Raw genomic sequence first — 504 nt, forward strand, 5'->3', positions numbered from 1 at the left:
GTGCCGACCGTGGAAGGGATTCATCTGCTGTATCTCGAAATAAATAAGATATTTAGCTTATCATGTCAGCCTATTTGCAACAGTGCCGTTTCTGGTTCAAAGCCTTCACCTTTTCCTTATTTATCTCTGACTTCTTTAATGTAAAAACCCAATCATGAAGACTGGGTTTTTACAATATTCATTGTACCTTTAACAGCACTTCATCGGTACAGCATAAAAGTGTTACTGACCTGGCAATGAGGCGCAGTATTTAATACCATCCAGCATTTATAAACTGCGCTGATTTACACGCTTGGACAACTCTTCAGCCGATTCCTTGCGTTCAGAATAACGATCAGTCAGGTATTTGCTTTGACCACGAGTCAGTAGAGTGAACTTAAAGGCACTGTTGCAAATAACCACGAATGGTAAGCTGAAGACTGTTTTAGCTAAAGGTGCAGCATATGAATCCTTTCCATGGTCGGCATTTTCAGGGCGAAATCATTCTTTGGGCTGTGCGCTGGT

At 41.5% G+C, this 504-nt stretch carries 1 pseudogene; it reads right to left on the reverse strand.

Features of this window, described 5'->3' with window-relative positions:
* Positions 1–267 precede the first annotated feature (267 nt).
* A pseudogene (locus NI469_RS15755) lies at positions 268–384 on the reverse strand (arsenical resistance protein ArsH); the annotation flags it as partial.
* Between the last annotated feature and the right edge of the window lie 120 nt (positions 385–504).

This window comes from Acinetobacter lwoffii, from assembly GCF_024129735.1.
GTDB lineage: Bacteria > Pseudomonadota > Gammaproteobacteria > Pseudomonadales > Moraxellaceae > Acinetobacter > Acinetobacter lwoffii_H.